We start from the raw sequence: 18,425 nt of genomic DNA, 5'->3' as shown, positions 1-18,425 counted from the left end.
CGGCCTCCGCCTCCGCCTGGCCGCGATCTAGGCGAAGATGCGCACCGGGTTCTCGATCAGTGCCACGAACTCGGACATCCATCGCGCGGCCACCGTCCCGTCGATCGGCCGGTGGTCGACCGACAGCACGAAGCGGACGGTCGTGCCCGCGACCACGGCGCCGTCGGTGACCACGGGTTCCGCCCTGGCGGTACCGACCGCGAGGATCGACGACTGGGGCGGGTTGATGATGGCCGCGAACTCCTCGACGCCGAACATGCCGAGGTTGGTGACGGTGATGGTGCCGCCCTCCAGCTCGTTCTGGCGCAGCCGGCCCTCGCGCGCCGCCGCCGCGTACCGCCGCGTCGTCTCGGCGACGGCCGCGATCGGCATGGTGTCGACCTCGCGCAGCACCGGTGTGAGCAGGCCGGTGCCGGTCGCGATGGCGACCGAGACGTCCACGTGCGCGTGGCGGCGGACGGCGTCCGGCGTCCACACCACGTTCATCTCGGGCACGAGCAGGTGCGCGCGGGCGACGGCCTTGACCACCATGTCGTTCACGGACACCTTGGGCGCCCCGTCCCGGTTGAGCTGCGCCCGCGCGGCCAGCAGCGCCTCCACGCGGGCGGTTCCCCGGACGTAGAAGTGGGGAGCGGTCTGCTTGCTCTCCACCAGCCGGGCGGCGATCGCCCTGCGGATACGGCTGTGCGGGATCTCGTCGTGGGTGGCGGAGGGGGACGGCGCGGGCGCCGTGTACGGGGGTGGCGCGGCGACGACCGGCGCGGCCGGGGGACCTGCCGGCGAGGGCGGGGTGGCGGATGTGGACGTGGACGACCGCCGGGCCAGGGCCGCCTCGGCCGCCGCCTCGACGTCGCGCCTGACGATCCTGCCTCCAGGCCCTGTCCCCGGGATCTGGTCGATCGTCAGGCCCGCCTCGCGGGCGAGCCGGCGGGCGAGCGGGCTGGCGAAGACGCGTCCCCGGGCCGGGTCCACGTTCGGCGGCGGGTCCGCCTCGACGGCGCCGGGCGGGGCGCCGGTGTCCTGGGACGGGGCGCCCGCGTCCTGAGGCGGGGTGTTCTGGGATGGGCCGGAGGGGGCGGCGCCGAGCTCGGCGAGCAGCGAGTCGATGTCCCCGGCCTGTTCGCCGGGCGACCCGAGCAGCGCGATCGGGGCGCCGACGTCCACCTCGGTGCCGGCGGGGACGAGCGCCCTGAGGATGATCCCCTCGGACTCCGCCTCGATCTCGATGATCGCCTTGTCGGTCTCGATGACGGCGATGGCGGCGTTGACGGGGAAGGGGGTGTGCTCGGCGATCGGCCATTCGGACACGGTGGCACTGGTGGCGCCGGCCGCCGGCTCTGGCATGCGAAGGAGTGTGGCCATGTTCGTCAGTCCTGGTCCAGGGATCGGCGCTCGGACGCGAGCGGGCCGTCGGCGGTCATGTCCAAAAGCTTGGTGACTACTTCCTCGGTGCGGGCGATGGCGGCGCGTTCGAGGACCTTGCTGATGCTCGGCGACGCCTCGCCGCCGGTCACGCGCTGGACGGGCTGGTCGAGCCAGTCGAAGTAGCGGCGCTGGATCTCGTCGGCGAGCCAGCCTCCGTAGGAGGTGCCGATGGCCCCCTGCTCGACGATGAGGACGTTGTTGGTCTTCCTGACGCTGGCGCCGATCGTGTCCCAGTCGATGCTGGCGCGGTCGAGCCACCGCAGGTCGATGATCTCGGGGTCGAGCCCTTCGAGCTGCTCGGCCGCCTCCAGGCAGTGGGCGACCATCGACAGGTAGGACAGCACGGTGACGTCGGAGCCCGGCCTGCGCACGGCCGCCTTGCCGACCGGGATGTGGTAGTCGAGGTCGTCGGCCGGACCGTCGCCGACGCTCGCGTAGAGGTCGACGTGCTCGATGACCACCACCGGGTCGTCGCACCGCAGGGCGGTGTTGAGCAGGCCCACGTAGTCGAAGGGCGTGCTCGGCGCGACGATGCGCCATCCGGGGGCGGTGGCGAAGATCCCGGCGGGGTCCATCGAGTGCTGGGAGCCGTACCCGGTGCCGGTGCCGACCTTGCTGCGCAGCACGAGAGGCACCGCGTTGTCGCCGCCGAACATGTGCCGCGCCTTGCCGATCTGGTTGAAGAGCTGGTCGGCGGCCACCCAGAGGAAGTCGGCGTACATGAACTCGACGACCGGCCGGTAGCGCAGATCGAGCGCCATGCCCCCGGCGAGGCCCGCGAAGGCGTTCTCGCTGATCGGCGTGCCGAGCACCCGGTCGGGGTAGGCGTCCGCGAGGCCCTTGGTCGCGCCGTTGGTCCCGCCCCTGAGGCGATGGACGTCCTCACCCATCACGACGATGGAGGAGTCGGTGGACATGCGCCGTGCCATCACCTCCGAGACGACGTCGATGAACCTGCGCTGGGCCATGGTTCCGGAGAAGGTGTCCGCCTCCTCGTAGCGGACGCCGGTGCCGAGCTCCGAGAGGTCGCCTCGCACTCCGACGTCGCTGAAGGTGGGCTCCGGCCATTCCTCCGGCCTGATGCGGCGCTGCCCGGGCTTGCCGGCGGGGTCGGGTTCGAGGAGCCCGTCGCCGATGCTCCGCATCGCGGTGTCGGCCCGTTCGGTGGCCCGCTCGACCTCGTCGGAGCTCAGGATGCCACGGCGCGCGAGGCGCTCGGTCATCAGCGTGATGGGGTCGCGCTCCCGCCACCGCTTCTCCTCCTCCTTGGAGCGGTACCCGAAGGCGCTGCCCGGGAAGGGGCCGTTCTGGTGGAAGTACCGGTAAAGGTCGGCCTCGATGACCGTCGGGCCGTTGCCGGCGCGCATGTGCGCCAGGGCCTCCTGCGTGGCCAGGTGGACCGCGAGCGGGTCCATGCCGTCCACGCGCCAGCTCGGGATGGCGAAGCCGAGGCCGCGCACCGAGAGGCGCGGCTCGGCGGTCACCTCGCTGACGTGCGTGGACACCGCGTACTGGTTGTTCTCGATGAAGAAGCACACCGGGAGCGACCAGGCGGCGGCCAGGTTGAGCGTCTCCAGGACGGAACCGATGTTCGCCGCCCCGTCGCCGAAGTAGGCGACCGACACGGCGTCGGTGCGGGCGTGGCGGTGCGCCCAGGCGAACCCGGCGGCCTGCGGAACGCCGCCGCCGACGATGGCGTTGGTCCCCATGGCGCCGGCCTCGCGCCACTGAAGGTGCATCGAGCCGCCACGGCCCCTGCAGAAACCGCGTGACAGCCCGCAGATCTCGGCCAGGGTGCGCGTCAGCACGTCCGTGACGCCCGCCGGCAGCTCCTCCCGTGGATCCCATCCCGCGGGAACGGCGTGCCCGAGCGCCTTGGCGAGGAACTGGTGGTGGCCACGGTGCGAGCCGGTGATGGTGTCCGAGGACGTCAGGGAGACGATCGATCCGACCGCGCCTGCCTCCTGGCCGATGCTCGAATGCGCCGGGCCGTGCACGAGGCCGGCCGAGGCCAGTTCGAGCACGTACTGCTCGAAGGATCGGATCAGCACGAGCTGGCCGAGCATCGTGCGCAGGAGGCCGGGGTCGGCCGCGTCCCAGTCCGCTTCGGTGGTGGTGAGCTCCACCCAGGGAGAGGGGGCGGCGAGGTCCTGGTGTGAGGTCATGAGGTCTCTCTAGGTAGACAGGCCGTGGCCGGGCGGTTCCGGCTGCGAGAGCGCGAGGGGGGTTGGCCGAGGACCAGGGTTGACGACCGGTCTGCGCGCCCTTCGCCGCTTCTGCGGCTGGTTACAGACCATGACACAAAATGGATCCGATCTCATATGGGCGTTATCTGTTTGTAACGCAGGATTGGGTACTTACCATTGACTTCGTCCACTTTGCGCGACCAAGCTACCGATCCAACGGAGCCGATTGGATCCATAAGGCGGATCAGGGCTTCGGATGCGACAGGGTCCGTAACTTCGAAGAAACGGGCCCGCAACAGAGTGGAGGTGGATGGGATGGCTGAGCCGGGTACCGCGGGACTTCCGGGGCTCGTCGGCCTGGACCACGTCGGCCTGACCGTGCCCGACCTCGACCAGGCCACCTCTTTCCTCGTCGACGTGCTCGGATGCGAGTACCTCTACTCGCTCGCCCCGCTGTCCGACGACGCCGACTGGATGACCGCTCACCTGAACGTGGACGCTCGCGCCGAGGTGCGCAAGCTGCGGTTCTTCCGCTGCGGCACCCAGCCGGTCTTCGAGGTGTTCGAGTACACGGCCCCCGACCAGAGGCGCACGCCGCCTCGCAACAGCGACGTCGGCGGGCACCACTTCGCCCTCTACGTCCACGACATCGACGCGGCGGTGGACTACCTGCGGTCACGCGGAGTGACCGTGCTCGGCGAGCCGACGGCGAGCAGCGGGCCGCACAAGGGCCAGCGCTGGGTCTACTTCCTGGCGCCGTGGGGCGCCCAGTTCGAGCTTGTGACCTATCCGCACGGCCGGGCCTGGTACCTGGAACACGAAGGCGAGGAAGTGACCTGATGACAGACGACGCGTCATCGTCCCCCGGCACCGAGCCGGCGCCTGAGGCGGAGGCGGGCGTGGCCAGCCACCGGATCGCCGAGCACCTGCGCGAGCGCATCCTGTCCGGCGCGCTCGGGCCCGGCGCGCGGATCCGGCAGGAGGAGGTCGCCCGCGAGTTCGGCGCGAGCCGGCTGCCCGTACGCGAGGCGCTGCGGATACTGCACTCCCAGGGCCTGGTCACCCTGAAGGCCAACAGCGGCGCGTGGGTCTCGCAGATGGACATGGAGGAGTGCGAGCTCACCTACAAGATCCGCGAGCGTCTCGAACCGCTCGCCCTGGCCGAGAGCATCCCCCACCTGTCCGCCGCCGTGATCGACCGGCTCGACGAGATCCAGGACGAGATCGAGGCGAACAGAAGCATCGACCATTTTCTGCAACTCGACCGTGAGCTGCACCTTCTGTCCTACTCCGGTAATCCGTACCGGGAGCTCCGGGACATGGTGGAGCGGCTGTGGAACATCACCCAGCCCTACCGGCGCGCCTATGTCGAACGGGCGGGCCACCAGCGGGACTGGGTCATCAACGCCGAGCACCGGTTACTCATCGATGCCATCCGGCGTGCCGACACCACCGACGCCGAGCGGGTGCTGGCCGGCCACATACGCCGTACCCGCATGGCGCTCGTACCGGTCATCGAACCGGGCTCCGCGACCGGTGTGTCTGAACCGCCCGGACGAGCGAACGGCGGCGCATCCGCCCCGTCCTTTCGGCCCGGGTCCGTCCGCGACAACTGATCGCAAGGATCACAAGTCCCCCCAGTGCACAGGCAGCGGCGAACCAACGCGCGACCGGCACCCGAACAATGATCTCTTCGAGCAACAGAGCAGGATGAAATGTCACACCACAGCAAGCAGGCCGGTCGTGTGCTGGCCCTTTTCGCGGCGGCCGTCAGCGTAACGGTGACCTCGTGTTCCAGTGGTTCGGCGTCGGGGGGCGCGACCGGGGACACCAAGGCGCAGGTCGGGTACTCCGAATCCTTCCTGACCGACGCGTTCCAGGTTCAGCTCGTCAAGCAGCTCGGTGACCAGGCCAAGGCGCAGGGTGTCGACCTGCTCCCGGCCGTCAACGCCGACGGCGCGGCGGCCAAGCAGAACGCCGACATCTCGACCCTGCTCGGCCGGGGCGTCAAGGGGCTCATCGTGGTCCCCGTCGACAGCAAGGCCATCGCGCCGGCGATCCAGCGGGCCAACAGCAAGAACGTGCCGGTCGTCTCCGTCGACCTCGGGTCGGACAGCGGCAAGATCACGATGATCGTCCGCGCCGACAACGTCTACATGGGCAAGGCCGCCTGCGAGTACATGGGCAAGCAGCTCGGCGGCGAGGGCAGCGTGCTGAACCTCCAGGGCGACCTCGCCACCCAGAACGGCCAGGACCGCAGCAAGGGCTTCACCGACTGCATGGCCGAGCAGTTCCCCAAGGTCAAGGTCGTCTCCAAGCCGATGAACTGGAAGCCCGACGAGTGCGCGACCCAGGCGCAGACGGTCCTGAGCACCCAGAAGATCACCGGCCTGTTCATGGGCAGCGAGTCGGTCTGCCTCGCCGGCGTGCAGAAGGTGCTGCAGAACCAGGGCAAGCTCACCAAGGCCGGCGACGCCGGCCACATCGTGAGCGTGGGCATCGACGGGTCGAAGGCCGCCCTGGACGCCGTCCGGGCCGGCACGCTCGACGCCGTCATCTCCCAGCCGCTGGACCTCTACGCGAAGTACGGCATCCAGTACATCAAGGACGCCATGGCCGGCAAGACGTTCCAGCCGGGCCCGACCGACCACGACAGCACCATCGTCCAGCTTGGCGACTCCCTGCAGGACCTGCTCCCCTCGCCCACGGTCACCAAGGACAACGCCGACGACGCGGCCCTGTGGGGCAACGGCTGATCCCGGCCCGGCACGGGCGTGCCCGCAGCGGGGAGTGGCACGCCTTCGCCGGACGACCGGCGAACCCCTGGAACCCGCGGAAGGAAGGCGCGTAAGCCATGCCACAGGCCATCGTGGTCGACAACGTCTCCAAGGCGTTCGGCCCCACGCAGGCGTTGTCGCAGGTGTCCCTCACCGTCGATCAGGGCGAGTCCCGCGCCCTGATCGGCAAGAACGGGGCCGGCAAGTCGACGCTCATGTCGATCCTCACCGGCCTCACCCAGCCCGACACCGGTTCGATCAAGGTGCTGGCCGGGGACGCGATCGGTGACGCCTCGACGATCGGCTGCGTGTACCAGCGGAGCACGTTGATCCCCGCGGCGACGGCGGCGGAGAACATCGCGCTCATGCGGTACCCGCGCTCGGCGGGCGGGCTCATCCGCTGGCCGGAGGTCATGCGGCGGGCCGTCGCGCTGCTGGACGAGTGGGAGTGCGGGCATCTCGCGGGCACTCCGGTCGAGCAGCTGGAGCCGCTCGAACGCAAGGTCGTCGAGATCTGCCGGGTCCTGTCCCTCGGCCCGAAGGTGCTGCTCCTCGACGAGCCGACCGCGGGCCTGGACCGGGGCGCCTCGCAACGCCTGTTCGACCACATCGAGAGGGCCCGCGCCCGGGGCGTCACCATCATCTACGTCTCCCACCACCTGCACGAGATCTTCGAGGTCTGCGACTCCGTCACCGTCCTGCGGGACGGCGCGGTCGTCGTCACCGGGCGGCTCGACCGGATGACCATGCCCGACCTGGTCGAGGCGATGGTGGGGGAGGCGGCCGTCCCCGGCGCCGCCCCGGGCGCGGTGCGGCGCGACGAGGCCGGGCCGGTGGAGGACGGCCGTCCGCCCGTGCTCGTCGCCTCCGGCGTGAGCGTCGCCCCCAAGATCAAGCAGGTCGACCTAGAACTGCGGCCGGGCGAGTGCGTGGGGCTCACCGGGCTCGACGGGGCCGGCCACATGCAGTTCGCCGAGGTCCTCACCGGGCAGCGCCGCGTCGACGCCGGCACCGTCACCCTGGACGGCAGGCCGCTGCCCCTCGGCGACATCCGAGGCTGCATCCTCGCCGGGGTCGGGTTCACCCCGGAGGACCGGCACATCAGCGGCTACGTGCCCGCGATGAGCGTGGCCGAGAACGCGACGCTCGGGATCATGCCGAGGTTCGTCAACCGCTTCCGGCTGATCAGCTCCAAGCGGCGGGACGCGTTCTACCGCCGGCTCGCGGACGAGTGGAGCATCAAGGCCCACGGAGCGTCGCAGGCCACCGAGGAGCTCAGCGGCGGCAACCAGCAGAAGGTCGTGCTGGCCCGTTCGGTCGCCGCCGAGCCGAGGGTCCTGGTCCTCACCAACCCCACGGCGGGCGTCGACGTGTCCGCCAAGAAGTCGATCTACACGACGATCGACGAGCTGAAGCGCAAGGGACAGGCCGTGCTGATCGTGACCTCCGACGACGGTGACCTGGAGGTCTGCGACCGCGTCGTCGCAATGCTCCAGGGAGAGGTGTCCGCCGAACTGCGCCCGCCGTTCAACGAGAGCATGATCGCCGCCGCCGTCCAGGGCAGCGGAACGGCCGCCGAGGCGGACCGACGTCTCTCCTCCGGAGAAGGAGATCAACAGTGAGTACACCGGCACCGAAGAAGCTGCTCCAGGAGAGAGCGCCCGTCCGCGCCGAACCGGCCGAGCGACCACGGACGGCCGCACGGCGCACCCGCCGGGCCGTCGACCCGGTGGTGCTCGCGCTCATCCCCATCATCGTCGTCGCGATGATCGTGGGCACGGTCGTGAGCCCCGCGTTCCTCACCACCACCAACATCATCGACAACATCATCACGACCTCCGCCGTGCTGGGCGTGCTCGTCATCGCCGAGAGCCTGATCCTGATCAGCGGCTACTTCGACCTGTCGCTGCAGTCGACGGTGGGCTTCGCGCCGATGCTGCTCGCCGTCCTGGTCTCCAGCACCGCCGACAACGGCCTCGGCCTGCCGTTCGCTGTGGCGATCCTCATCGCGATCCCCGCCGTGCTGCTGATCGGGCTGGCCAACGGGTTCATGATCGCCAAGCTGAAGCTCAACGCGTTCATCGTGACGCTGGCGATGCTGATCCTGCTGCAGGGCCTGACCATCGGGCTGTCCGGCGGGCAGACCTACGCGGTGCTTCCCCGGGCCATGACCTACCTCGGCGACGGCGTCATCCTCGGCCTTCCCGTCCAGGCATGGATCTTCGTGCTCGCCTTCGCCGCCGCGTTCGTGTTCATGGAGTACACCCCGACCGGCCGCAGCCTGTACGCCATGGGCGGCAACCACGAGGCGGCCCGCGCCGCCGGCATCCGCACCACCCGGCTGACGATCGGCGTCGTGCTGGCCGGCAGCATCCTCGCGGCGGTCGCGGGGCTGATGCTGACCGGCCGCATCGCGTCGGTCACGGCCAACCAGGGCGACAACCTGATCTTCACGGTGTTCGCCGCGGCGGTCATCGGCGGCATCAGCCTCAACGGCGGCCGGGGCAACCTGATCGGCGCCGGGCTCGGCGTGATCCTGCTCGGCATCATCCAGAACATCCTCACGCTGTCGAACGTCCCGTCGTTCTGGATCAACGCCGCCTACGGCGCGATCATCCTCGCGGCGCTGCTCATCGGCTGGCTGTCCTCGCACCGCTTCTCCGGCCCGAGGCGTGCCGGATGAGCGCCACGGCCCCGAACGGCGACTGGCCGACCGGCACGATGTCGGCCCTGGTGTTCAGCGCGCCGGGCGTCCTCACGGTCGAGGGCGTGCCGGTGCCGGCCCCGGCCGAGGGGCAGGTCCTGGTACGCGTCCAGTACCTCGGGATCTGCGGCACCGACGTCCACCTGCTCGACGGCACCAGCGCGTACGTGGTCGGCGGCCTCACCAGCTTCCCGATCCGCTTCGGCCACGAGTGGGCCGGCGAGGTCGTGGCGGCCGGGCCGTCCGCCCCGTCCGACCTGGTCGGCCGGCGGGTGGTCGGCGAGCCGTTCCTCTCGTGCGGGCAGTGCCTGACCTGCCGGGGCGGCCACTACAACCTCTGCCCGAACCGGTACGAGCTCGGCGTGCGGGGCGGCGTGCCCGGCGCGGCGGCGCACTTCCTGCGCATCCCCGCGGCGAACGTCCACGTCATCCCGCCGGAGGTCGAGACCGCGCACGCGCTCCTCGGCGAGCCGCTGGTGACGGTGCTCAACGCCTACGAGCGGGCCGCCGTACAGCCGGGGGAGGTCGTCGCCGTGCTCGGCACGGGCACCCTCGGCCTGCTCGCGGTGCAGGTCGGCGCGGCGATGAACTGCCCGGTCGACGTCATCGGCATCGACCCCGAAGGGCTCGCAGCCGCGCGCGAGTGCGGCGCCCGCGCCGTCATGACGCCGGACCAGGCTCCCGGCGACGCCTATCCGGTGGTGATCGAGGCGACCGGCGCGGCGAGCATCGGCCCGCTGCTGACGCGGATCGCCGGGATCGCCGGCCGCATCCTGCAGGTCGGGATCCCCGGCCGGCCGGTGGACGGCGTCGACCTCGCGGCCTTCGTCAGCAAGGGACTCCAGCTCTCCGGCGTCCTCGGCGGGGTCCACCTGATGCCCCGGGCGCTGCACATGATCGCCACCGGGGCGGTACGCCCGGCGGCGCTCATCGAGCAGGTGCTGCCCGTCGCGGAAGCGCGGCACGCCTTCGACCGTATGCGCGAGCCCGGACGGCCCCGGCCCAAGCTCGTCGTCGACCTGTCGGACCTGCGCGCGTCGACCTCCCCAACTGAGGAACCGGCGGCGTCATGAGCATCGGATGGATCGGAACAGGCCGGATGGGCGGCGCCATGGTGCGGCGGCTCCTGCGGGCCGGGCAGCACGTGACGGTCTGGAACCGCACACCGGAACGGGCCGAGCCGCTGTGGGCCGCCGGCGCGGACGTCGCCGCCGACCCCAGGGACCTGGCCGGACGCGACGTGGTCATCACGAGCCTCGCGGCCTCCGCCGACCTCGAAGAGATCGCCGAGCGGATCCTCGCCGGCCCGTCGCGCCCGCCCCTTCTGGTCGACACCTCCACGGTCTCGCTGGAGGCATCACGCCGGGTACGGGAGGCGGCGGCGCTGGCCGGCGTGCCGTTCCTGTCCGCCCCCGTCAGCGGCAACCCCACCGCCGTCGAGGCGGGCACGGCGTCGTTCGTGTGCTCCGGCTCCCGCGAGGCCTTCGAACGGGCGCGGGGCGTGCTGGAGACCATCGGCCGCAAGGCCACCTACGTCGGCGGGCAGGACGAGGCGCGGCTGCTGAAGATCTGCCACAACCTGCTGCTCGGCGTGACGACGCAGGGCCTCGCCGAGGTCGTCGTGCTGTGCGAGAGCCTCGGCGTCGACCGGGACGTCTTCATGGAGTTCGTCAACGACAGCGTCGTGGGCTCGACCTTCACCCGCTACAAGACCGACGCCATCAACCGCCTGGACATGACGCCGACGTTCACCTCCCGCCTTCTGCTGAAGGACCTCGACCTCGGCCTGCACGAGGCGTCGTCCCGGCAGGTGCCCATGCCGGTCATCGGCCTGGTCCGCACGCTGCTGCTGTCAGCCATCGCCCAGGGATACGGCGAGCTGGACTTCCTGTCGCTGCTCACCGTCCAGGCCCGGGCCGCGGGCCTCGAACCGTCCGAGGGACCCCGGCCCGCCACAGGTCCGACCGATCAGATCGAGGAGCCTTCATGACAACGACGACGAACCCCCACACGATCGACCCGCGTGCCATCGGCGCGCCCGGTCACATGTCGGTGGACTTCGAGACACGCGTCGACTTCACCCGGCTGCGCGACTACCGCCTCGCACGCGCCCGCGCCGCCCTGGAGAACTCCGACCTCGGCGCCATGCTCGTCTTCGACGTGAACAACATCCGCTACCTGACCGGCTCGGTCATCGGCGAGTGGTCGCGCGACAAGATGACCCGCTACGCGCTGCTGGTACGCGGGCGCGAGCCGGTGCTGTGGGACTTCGGCTCGGCCGCCAAGCACCACAGGCTCTACGCTCCGTGGCTGCTGCCCGAGAACTGCCGCGCCGGCATGGTGGGCCTGCGCGGCGCGGTGGCCCCCGAGGTCGGCCTGTTCACCCGGGCCGTGCAGGAGATCCGTGACCTGCTCGTCGAGGCCGGGCAGCAGGACGCCCCCGTCGGCGTCGACATCGCCGAGCCGCCGATGATGCTGGCCATGCAGCAGGCGGGCCTCACCGTGGCCGACGGCCAGCAGGTGATGCTGGAGGCCCGGCAGATCAAGAGCATGGACGAGATCCTGCTGCTGTCGCAGGCCGCCGCGATGGTAGACGGCGTCTACCAGAAGATCTCGGACGCGCTCAAGCCGGGCATCCGGGAGAACGACCTGGTGGCCCTCGCCAACGCCTACCTCTACGAGATGGGCTCCGACGACGTCGAGGCGATCAACGCGGTGTCGGGGGAGCGGTGCAACCCGCACCCGCACAACTTCACCGACCGCATCATCCGCCCGGGCGACACCTGCTTCTTCGACATCATCCAGTCCTACAACGGCTACCGGACCTGCTACTACCGCACGCTGAACGTCGGCTCATCGACCCCCTCGCAGCGCGACGCGTACACCAAGGCCCGCGAGTGGATCGATGCCGCGATCGAGCTGGTCAAGCCGGGCACCTGGACCGACGAGATCGCCAAGGCGTGGCCCACCGCCCAGGAGTTCGGCTTCGCCTCCGAGATGGAGGCGTTCGGGCTCCAGTTCGGCCACGGGCTCGGGCTCGGCCTGCACGAGCGGCCGATCATCTCGCGCCTCAACTCGATCGAGCACCCGGTCAGGATCGAGGAGGGGATGGTCTTCGCACTGGAGACCTACTGCCCGGCCTCCGACGGCGCGTCCGCGGCGCGCATCGAGGAGGAGGTCGTCGTGACCTCGCAGGGGGCCAAGGTCATCACGCTGTTCCCCGCGCAGGAACTGTTCGTCGCGAACCCGTACTGACACCGGGCCGCCACACCCTTCCCGAGGAGCCAACCCCGATGACGCACCATGACCTGCTGGCCACCTGCTGGACGACGGCCGGCGACGCCGTCCCCCTGCCCGGCCGGGACGCCAGCCCGCTACCGCTGCCCGCCCGCGTCGAGCAGGCGGCCCGAGCGGGGTTCACCGGCTTCGGGCTGATGCACGTCGACCTTGAGGCCTTCCTTCGCACGTCGGACCTGCCGACGCTGCGTAAGGTACTCGACGACAACGGCATCACGACGCTCGAGCTGGAGTTCCTCACCGACTGGTGGAAGGACGAGCCCGAACGCCACGAGTCCGACCGCACGCTGAAACTCCTGGTGGAGGCCTCGGAGGCGCTGTCCCCGCACCACGTCAAGGTCGGGCCGGACATCACGGGCGGCCCGTTCGAGCGCGACCGCTGGGCGGCGGGATTCCACCGGGTCTGCGAGGCGTTCGCGGCGGCCGGGACCACCGTCGCGCTGGAGTTCATGCCGTTCTCCAACGTCGACACCCTCGCGCGGGGCCTCGACCTCGTGAGGACCGCCGGCCACCCGGCGGGCGGCCTGATGGTCGACCTGTGGCACGTCGAGCGCGGCGGCGCGACCCTGGAGGAGCTCGCCCAGGTGCCGCTCGCGCTCATCAAGGGCGTGGAGCTCGACGACGGCGACGCCCAGCAGGTCGGGGACGGCTACACCGACACCGTCCTGCGGCGGCGGCTGTGCGGCCAGGGCTCCTTCCGGGTCGCCGAGTTCATCAACGTCATGCGCGACATCGGGTGGACCGGGCCCTGGGGCGTCGAGATCCTCTCCGAAACCTACCGGGCGCGCCCCCTGGAATCCGCCGTCGCCGAGGCGTACACCACGGCGGCCGGGCGGTTCGACGCCGCCGACGCGGCACGCGAGACCAACGGAAAGGAATAGGCAATGCGGCTGGCGGACAAGATCTGCATCGTCACCGGCGCCGCGAGCGGCATCGGCAGGGCCACGGCGGAACGGTTCGCGCGGGAGGGGGCCCTGGTCTACGCCGCCGACATCGCGGCCGGCCCCCGCGACGAGGACCGCGTCTTCCACAGGAAGCTCGACGTCTCCGACCTTCCCGCCTGGGCGGGCCTGGTCGAGGAGATCGACGGCAGGCACGGGCGCGTCGACGTGCTGTTCAACTGCGCCGGCTTCGTCGGCTCCTACGACTCGCTGACCGAGATCCCGCTGGACGACTGGCACCGCATCGTCGCCACCAACCAGACCGGCGTCTTCTACGGCATGCGCTCGGTCATCCCCGTCATGCGGCGGGCCGGAGCGGGGGCGATCGTCAACATGTCCTCCGCGTGGGGCCTCATCGGCTCGGCCGGCGTCGCGGCGTACCAGGCGTCCAAGGGCGCCGTGACGGTCATGACCAAGAACGCGGCGATCTCCTACGCGGCCGACGGCATCCGGGTCAACTCGGTGCACCCTGGCCTGATCACCACGCCGATGACCGACGCCCAGGACCCGGAGATCTCGGCGGAGCTGGTGCGGCAGACGCCGCTCGGCAGGGCCGGCAGCGCCGCCGAGGTCGCCAACGCCGTGCTGTTCCTCGCCTCGGACGAGGCGTCCTTCATCACCGGGGCGCAACTCGTTGTCGACGGCGGCCTGATCGTCCACTGAGGAGGGCTGATGACGACGACCTACGACGCGGGCGCCGCGCGCCGGGCCGTGGTGGTCCACCAGGGCGCGGGCGGCATCACGGTCAGCTGCGACCTGCTGCCGACGCCACCGCTGGCCGCCGACGCCGTGCGCGTCCGCCCCGACTACGTCGGCATCTGCGGGTCGGACCTGGAACAGATCTTCGGAGTGATGGACCCGGGCTTCGAGGTGGAGTTCCCGCACGTGCTCGGCCACGAGTGGTCCGGCGTGGTCGTCGAGGCCGGCGCGTGCGTCTCCCGGTTCCGCCCCGGCGACCGCGTGATCGGCCACGGCTCGCTCGGCGGCAACGTCTGGTTCGGCGTGTCCACCGACGGCGCCATGGCGGACACCTTCACCGTGCCCGAGGCGATGTGCTTCGCGGTGCCACCCGCGGTCTCGTCGCTGCGCGCCGCCCTGGTCGAACCGCTCGCCTGCTGCCTGCAGGGGCTGCGCACCGCCGGGGGAGCCGACGCCGGGCACACCGTCGCGGTCCTCGGATGCGGCGCGATCGGGCTGTCCATGGTCGGCCTGGTCCGGAGCCTGGGCGCGCGGGTCGTCGCCGTCGATCCCAGCGGCGAGCGGCTCAGGATCGCCGATGCGCTCGGCGCGGACCACTGTGTCCAGGTCGCCGAGGGGGAGGACACCGCGGCGCGCGTCCTGCGGGCCCTCGGCGGGCGGGGCGCGGACCTGGTCGTCGAGGCGTCGGGCGCGCCCTCGGCGCAGGCCGCGGCCTTCGACGTCACCGCGCGGGACGCCCGGCTGCTGTTCATGGGCCTGTCGCACCGGCGCTCGGCCCAGGTCTCCCTGCACCAGATCCAGAACCACAATCTGCGAGTGCTCTCGTCCACCGGAGCCCCGCCGCACATCTGGGAGCCGGCGCTGCGGCTGCTCGACCGCACCGGGCTCGACCTCGAACCGCTGGTGTCCGACGTGTTCGCGTTCGAGGACTGCGCCGCCGCCCTTTCGGCCGCGCGGGACTCGGCCGGGCACGCCAAGGTGATGCTCAGCCCGGACGGCGGGCGGCGTCCGTGAGCACCTCGCACCTGTTCACGCCGCTGACCGTCCGGGGCGCGACCTTCCGCAACCGTGCCTGGGTGTCGCCGATGTGCCAGTACTCGGCCGTGGACGGCGTCGTGGGCGACTGGCACCTCGTGCACCTGGGATCGCTCGCGAGCGGCGGCGCCGGCCTGATCGTCGCGGAGTCGACCGGCGTCACCCCGGCGGGACGGATCAGCCCCCACTGCGCCGGACTGTGGTCCGACGAGCAGGCCGAGGCGTGGGCGCGCGTCGTGCGGTACGCGCACAGCCAGAAGACGCCGCTGGGTATCCAGCTCTCCCACGCCGGGCGCAAGGGGTCGACCTCGACGCCGTGGACGGGCGAGGTGTGGGTGCCGCCCGCGGAGGGCGGCTGGCCCACGCTGGCGCCCTCCGCCGTTCCCTACGGCGACCTGCCCGCGCCGGCGGCCATGACCCTCGGCGACATCGACGCCACCCGGCGAGCCTTCGCCGCCTCCGCCGTACGGGCCCTGCACGCGGGGTTCGACGTCGTGGAACTGCACGCCGCCCACGGATACCTGCTGCACGAGTTCCTCTCCCCGTTGAGCAACCGGCGGCAGGACCGGTACGGCGGGTCCTACGAGAACCGGATGCGGTTCCCCCTCGAAGTCGCCGCCGCGGTGCGCGAGGAATGGCCCGCGGACCGCCCGCTGTTCGTCCGCGTCTCGGTCACCGACTGGGTGCCGGGCGGGTGGGACCTGGAGTCGTCGATCGGGTTCGCCCGCAGGCTGGCCGGCCTGGGCGTCGACCTCGTCGACTGCTCCTCGGGCGGGCTGGTGCCCGACGCCGAGATCCCCGCCGACGGGGCGTACCAGAGCGACCTGGCCCACGCGGTGCGCGAGGGCGCGGGGGTGCGTACGGCGGCCGTCGGCAGGATCACCGAGCCGGAACAGGCGGAGGAGATCATCGGCTCGGCCAAGGCCGACGCGGTCCTGCTCGGCAGGGCCATGCTCCGCGACCCCCGCTGGGCCTTGCGGGCTGCGAGCGCGGTGGGGGCCGCCGTGCCGTGGCCAGTGCAGTACGAGCGTGCCAAGCCGGGGCACCGGCGCATCGATTCACAAGAGCTGGAGGCGTCGTGAAGTACAGGTCCGAGCTGTTCATCGGTGGCGAATGGGTCGAGGGGACCTCGACCATACCTGTGAGAGACCCGGCGCTCGACGAGACCATCGCCGAGGTGGCCGTCGCGGGCGAGAAGGAGTGCGCCCAGGCGGTCGACGCCGCCTCCTCGGCGCTCGGGCCCTGGGCCGCGCGCGCCCCGAGGGAACGAGCCGAGATCCTGCGGCGGGCCTTCGAGCTGATGACCGCGGAGGCCGATCAGATCGCCGAGCTCATCGTCCGCGAGAACGGCAAGGTGCTCGCCGACGCCAAGGCCGAGGTGACCTACGCCGCCGAGTTCTTCCGCTGGTTCGCCGAGGAGGCCGTCCGGATCCAGGGCGACTACCGCCTCGCGCCGGGAGGCGACAAGCGCATCATCGTCACCCACCAGCCGGTCGGCGTCTCGCTGCTCATCACCCCGTGGAACTTCCCCGCCGCGATGGCCACCCGCAAGATCGGGCCGGCGCTCGCGGCCGGATGCTCGGTCGTGCTCAAGCCCGCCACCGAGACCCCCCTCACCGCGTTGGCGATCGCCGACGTCCTGCGGCGCGCGGGGGTCCCCGACGGCGTGGTCAACGTCGTCGTCGCCGCCCCGACCGCCCAGCGCGTCCGCGAGATGCTGCACGACCCGCGCGTCACCAACCTGTCGTTCACGGGATCGACCGAGGTGGGGAGGGTCCTGCTGCGCGAGGCGGCCGACCAGGTCGTGCGGACGTCGATGGAACTCGGCGGCAACGCGCCGTTCCTGGTGCTGGCCGGGGCGGACGTCACCGCCGCCGTCCAGGGCGCGATGGTGGCCAAGCTGCGCAACGGCGGCGCGGCCTGCACGGCGGCCAACCGCTTCTATGTCCACCGTTCCGTCGCGGAGGAGTTCACCTCGGCCCTCGCGCACGCGATGGCGGGGCTGAAGGTCGGACCCGGGCTCGACCCGTCCAGCGAGATCGGCTCGCTGGTGTCCACCGCCGAGCGCGGGAAGGTCGCCGAGCTGGTCGACCGCGCCACCGGAGCGGGCGCGCGGCCCGTGGCCGGCGGCTCGGTCCCGGCCGGGCCGGGCGCGTTCTACCCTCCGACGGTCCTCGCGGACGTCGCGCCGGACGCGGACATCCTCGACGTCGAGATCTTCGGGCCGGTCGCCCCGATCGTGACGTTCGACGACGACGAGGAGGCGGTGGCCCGCGCCAACGGCACCCCCTTCGGGCTCATCAGCTACGTCTACTCCGGCGACCTGCGCCGAGGGCTTCAGGTCGCCGACCGGCTCGAATCCGGCATGGTCGCCGTCAACCGGGGCGTGCTGTCCGACCCGGCCGCCCCGTTCGGCGGATACAAGCAGAGCGGCCTCGGACGCGAGGGCGGATTCGACGGCATCCACGAGTTCCTGGAGACCAAGTACATCGCCGCCGATGTGTGACGCACGACCCCATAACACCCGAATGGAGCGACAATGCAGGTGAACCTCGAAGGACGCAAGGTCCTCGTGACCGGAGGCGCCTCCGGCATCGGCGCGGCCGTCGTCCGCGCCATGCTCGCCGAAGGCGCCGACGTGGTCGCCGCCGACCATGACGAGAAGCTGCTGGCCGAGCTGGCGAGCGAGACAGAGGCGCTCGGCGGCGCCTTCAGCCCGGCCCCTGCCGACCTGTCCACCCTGACCGGCTGCGAGACGGCCGTCGGAGCCGCGCTCGACATCCTCGGCGGCCTCGACATCCTGGTCAACAATGTGGGCTCCGGCGCGGTCCGGACCTTCGACCAGCTCACCGATGACGAGTGGCTGCACACCATGAACCTCAACTTCATGAGCTACGTGCGAGTCAGCCGGGCCGCGCTGCCACACCTGCGCGCCTCGCGGAACTCCCCGGCGATCATCAACAACGCCTCCGACCTGGCCCGGCAGCCCGAGACCCAGCCCATCGACTACGCCGCTTCCAAGGCCGCCGTCCTCGCGGTCACCAAGGGGCTGGCCCGCGCCGAGGGCCCGCACATCCGCGTCAACGCCGTGGCCCCCGGACCCATCTGGACGCCGTTCTGGACCAAGCCGGGAGGCTTCGCCGACACCCTGTCCGAGCTGCACGGCCTGGAGCCGATGGCGGCCGTCGAGCACGAGATGCGGCTACGGCAGCTCCCCCTCCACCGGCTCGGCACGCCCGAGGAGGTGGCCAACGTGATGGTGTTCCTGGCCAGCCCGCTGTCGTCGTTCGTGACCGGCTCGGTATGGGGCGTCGACGGCGGCAGCGTCCGCGCCCTCTACTGAGCACCGGCTTCGCGGCGC

Annotated in this window: 16 protein-coding genes; 14 read left to right on the top strand and 2 right to left on the bottom strand. The window is 71.3% G+C overall.

Going from position 1 to position 18,425, the window contains the following annotated elements; translation table 11 throughout:
* Positions 1 to 27: 27 nt before the first annotated feature.
* The gene (locus ACOZ38_RS23915) at positions 28 to 1,344 is read right to left on the bottom strand and encodes a dihydrolipoamide acetyltransferase family protein (RefSeq protein WP_424533404.1); all 1,317 of its coding nucleotides are present in this window, start codon (positions 1,342 to 1,344) and stop codon (positions 28 to 30) included.
* A 23-nt stretch (positions 1,345 to 1,367) separates the two neighbouring features.
* Positions 1,368 to 3,590 carry an alpha-ketoacid dehydrogenase subunit alpha/beta gene (locus tag ACOZ38_RS23910; RefSeq protein ID WP_424533403.1) on the bottom strand — a complete coding sequence of 741 codons (2,223 nt, stop codon included), beginning with the start codon at positions 3,588 to 3,590 and terminating at the stop codon, positions 1,368 to 1,370.
* Between the two features lie 336 nt (positions 3,591 to 3,926).
* Here ACOZ38_RS23910 and ACOZ38_RS23905 point away from each other — a divergent pair, with 336 nt between their 5' ends.
* The 14 genes from ACOZ38_RS23905 (at position 3,927) to ACOZ38_RS23840 (ending at position 18,407) form a co-directional block, all read left to right on the top strand.
* On the top strand, positions 3,927 to 4,451 hold the full coding sequence (locus tag ACOZ38_RS23905) for a VOC family protein (protein WP_424533402.1): 525 nt from the start codon (positions 3,927 to 3,929) through the stop codon (positions 4,449 to 4,451).
* Positions 4,451 to 5,227, top strand: coding sequence for a GntR family transcriptional regulator (locus ACOZ38_RS23900; RefSeq protein ID WP_424533401.1), 777 nt, complete (start codon positions 4,451 to 4,453; stop codon positions 5,225 to 5,227). Before ACOZ38_RS23905 ends, ACOZ38_RS23900 begins: the two co-directional genes overlap by 1 nt.
* A gap of 99 nt (positions 5,228 to 5,326) precedes the next feature.
* Complete coding sequence (locus tag ACOZ38_RS23895; RefSeq protein WP_424533400.1) at positions 5,327 to 6,367, top strand: sugar ABC transporter substrate-binding protein; 1,041 nt, start codon at positions 5,327 to 5,329, stop codon at positions 6,365 to 6,367.
* Between the two features lie 98 nt (positions 6,368 to 6,465).
* Positions 6,466 to 8,010: a sugar ABC transporter ATP-binding protein gene (locus ACOZ38_RS23890; protein ID WP_424533399.1), complete on the top strand. Its 1,545-nt coding sequence runs from the start codon at positions 6,466 to 6,468 to the stop codon at positions 8,008 to 8,010.
* Positions 8,007 to 9,071, top strand: coding sequence for an ABC transporter permease (locus ACOZ38_RS23885; RefSeq protein ID WP_405150327.1), 1,065 nt, complete (start codon positions 8,007 to 8,009; stop codon positions 9,069 to 9,071). The genes ACOZ38_RS23890 and ACOZ38_RS23885 overlap by 4 nt, the downstream gene beginning before the upstream one ends.
* On the top strand, positions 9,068 to 10,165 hold the full coding sequence (locus tag ACOZ38_RS23880; RefSeq protein WP_424533398.1) for a zinc-dependent alcohol dehydrogenase: 1,098 nt from the start codon (positions 9,068 to 9,070) through the stop codon (positions 10,163 to 10,165). The genes ACOZ38_RS23885 and ACOZ38_RS23880 overlap by 4 nt, the downstream gene beginning before the upstream one ends.
* The gene (locus ACOZ38_RS23875; RefSeq protein ID WP_424533397.1) at positions 10,162 to 11,082 is read left to right on the top strand and encodes an NAD(P)-dependent oxidoreductase; all 921 of its coding nucleotides are present in this window, start codon (positions 10,162 to 10,164) and stop codon (positions 11,080 to 11,082) included. The genes ACOZ38_RS23880 and ACOZ38_RS23875 overlap by 4 nt, the downstream gene beginning before the upstream one ends.
* Complete coding sequence (locus ACOZ38_RS23870) at positions 11,079 to 12,347, top strand: M24 family metallopeptidase (RefSeq protein WP_424533396.1); 1,269 nt, start codon at positions 11,079 to 11,081, stop codon at positions 12,345 to 12,347. The genes ACOZ38_RS23875 and ACOZ38_RS23870 overlap by 4 nt, the downstream gene beginning before the upstream one ends.
* 38 nt (positions 12,348 to 12,385) lie before the next feature.
* Positions 12,386 to 13,270: a sugar phosphate isomerase/epimerase family protein gene (locus tag ACOZ38_RS23865; RefSeq protein WP_424533395.1), complete on the top strand. Its 885-nt coding sequence runs from the start codon at positions 12,386 to 12,388 to the stop codon at positions 13,268 to 13,270.
* A 3-nt stretch (positions 13,271 to 13,273) separates the two neighbouring features.
* Complete coding sequence (locus ACOZ38_RS23860) at positions 13,274 to 13,993, top strand: SDR family NAD(P)-dependent oxidoreductase (RefSeq protein ID WP_424533394.1); 720 nt, start codon at positions 13,274 to 13,276, stop codon at positions 13,991 to 13,993.
* Positions 13,994 to 14,002: 9 nt separating this feature from the next.
* Positions 14,003 to 15,043, top strand: a complete 1,041-nt coding sequence (locus tag ACOZ38_RS23855; protein ID WP_424533393.1) for a zinc-dependent alcohol dehydrogenase — start codon at positions 14,003 to 14,005, stop codon at positions 15,041 to 15,043.
* The gene (locus tag ACOZ38_RS23850) at positions 15,040 to 16,146 is read left to right on the top strand and encodes an NADH:flavin oxidoreductase/NADH oxidase (RefSeq protein ID WP_424533392.1); all 1,107 of its coding nucleotides are present in this window, start codon (positions 15,040 to 15,042) and stop codon (positions 16,144 to 16,146) included. The genes ACOZ38_RS23855 and ACOZ38_RS23850 overlap by 4 nt, the downstream gene beginning before the upstream one ends.
* The gene (locus ACOZ38_RS23845; RefSeq protein ID WP_424533391.1) at positions 16,143 to 17,570 is read left to right on the top strand and encodes an NAD-dependent succinate-semialdehyde dehydrogenase; all 1,428 of its coding nucleotides are present in this window, start codon (positions 16,143 to 16,145) and stop codon (positions 17,568 to 17,570) included. Before ACOZ38_RS23850 ends, ACOZ38_RS23845 begins: the two co-directional genes overlap by 4 nt.
* Before the next feature lie 33 nt (positions 17,571 to 17,603).
* Positions 17,604 to 18,407 (top strand): SDR family NAD(P)-dependent oxidoreductase, encoded by an 804-nt coding sequence (locus ACOZ38_RS23840; RefSeq protein WP_424533390.1) that lies wholly within the window; start codon positions 17,604 to 17,606, stop codon positions 18,405 to 18,407.
* The last annotated feature ends 18 nt before the right edge of the window (positions 18,408 to 18,425 follow it).

Source organism: Sphaerisporangium viridialbum (assembly GCF_049674955.1).
GTDB classification, from domain to species: domain Bacteria; phylum Actinomycetota; class Actinomycetes; order Streptosporangiales; family Streptosporangiaceae; genus Sphaerisporangium; species Sphaerisporangium viridialbum.
This window is presented reverse-complemented; position numbering and strand designations above follow the sequence as displayed.

What these genes read in the sequence shown, in the direction of transcription:
- ACOZ38_RS23880 (WP_424533398.1), top strand. Translation starts at nt 9,068, where the DNA reads ATGAGCGCCACGGCCCCGAACGGCGACTGGCCGACCGGCACGATGTCG.
- ACOZ38_RS23905 (WP_424533402.1), top strand. Translation starts at nt 3,927, where the DNA reads ATGGCTGAGCCGGGTACCGCGGGACTTCCGGGGCTCGTCGGCCTGGAC.
- ACOZ38_RS23915 (WP_424533404.1), bottom strand. Translation starts at nt 1,344, where the DNA reads ATGCCAGAGCCGGCGGCCGGCGCCACCAGTGCCACCGTGTCCGAATGG.
- ACOZ38_RS23855 (WP_424533393.1), top strand. Translation starts at nt 14,003, where the DNA reads ATGACGACGACCTACGACGCGGGCGCCGCGCGCCGGGCCGTGGTGGTC.
- ACOZ38_RS23865 (WP_424533395.1), top strand. Translation starts at nt 12,386, where the DNA reads ATGACGCACCATGACCTGCTGGCCACCTGCTGGACGACGGCCGGCGAC.
- ACOZ38_RS23875 (WP_424533397.1), top strand. Translation starts at nt 10,162, where the DNA reads ATGAGCATCGGATGGATCGGAACAGGCCGGATGGGCGGCGCCATGGTG.
- ACOZ38_RS23870 (WP_424533396.1), top strand. Translation starts at nt 11,079, where the DNA reads ATGACAACGACGACGAACCCCCACACGATCGACCCGCGTGCCATCGGC.
- ACOZ38_RS23910 (WP_424533403.1), bottom strand. Translation starts at nt 3,590, where the DNA reads ATGACCTCACACCAGGACCTCGCCGCCCCCTCTCCCTGGGTGGAGCTC.
- ACOZ38_RS23840 (WP_424533390.1), top strand. Translation starts at nt 17,604, where the DNA reads ATGCAGGTGAACCTCGAAGGACGCAAGGTCCTCGTGACCGGAGGCGCC.
- ACOZ38_RS23890 (WP_424533399.1), top strand. Translation starts at nt 6,466, where the DNA reads ATGCCACAGGCCATCGTGGTCGACAACGTCTCCAAGGCGTTCGGCCCC.
- ACOZ38_RS23895 (WP_424533400.1), top strand. Translation starts at nt 5,327, where the DNA reads ATGTCACACCACAGCAAGCAGGCCGGTCGTGTGCTGGCCCTTTTCGCG.
- ACOZ38_RS23860 (WP_424533394.1), top strand. Translation starts at nt 13,274, where the DNA reads ATGCGGCTGGCGGACAAGATCTGCATCGTCACCGGCGCCGCGAGCGGC.
- ACOZ38_RS23900 (WP_424533401.1), top strand. Translation starts at nt 4,451, where the DNA reads ATGACAGACGACGCGTCATCGTCCCCCGGCACCGAGCCGGCGCCTGAG.